This window comes from Psychrobacter sp. TB55-MNA-CIBAN-0194 (assembly GCF_040309505.1).
Taxonomy (GTDB): Bacteria; Pseudomonadota; Gammaproteobacteria; order Pseudomonadales; family Moraxellaceae; genus Psychrobacter; species Psychrobacter fozii.
Genome location: NZ_JBEOOW010000825.1, coordinates 1 through 233, shown reverse-complemented (window position 1 = coordinate 233; position 233 = coordinate 1). Strand labels below are relative to the sequence as shown.

The following is a 233-nucleotide window of genomic DNA, read 5'->3' as shown; positions in this document are numbered from 1 at the left end:
CCTCCGTCACGACCCGCTCATTGCCGTAGAACTCGTAATGGCTGAACGATACAGTGCCGGGTTTCGATCCGGCATACCCGTTGGTGAAGTACTCGGTGATCGCGCGGCGGCCCGTGACTTTATCGCCTCCCGGCGGCAAGAGCGCGCCGTCGTCGGTATAGAGGCGGCCGATCGCGTCGTAATCCCCTCGCGCAAAGGCATCCGCCCATCGCGCGTTTTCGGCCTTGATGGCC

1 protein-coding gene is annotated in these 233 nt (G+C 63.5%); it reads right to left on the bottom strand.

Annotated features, from left to right (window positions below):
* Positions 1 to 233 (bottom strand): YybH family protein (locus AAEY75_RS17220; RefSeq protein WP_352260400.1); only part of this gene is annotated, 233 nt, incomplete at both ends.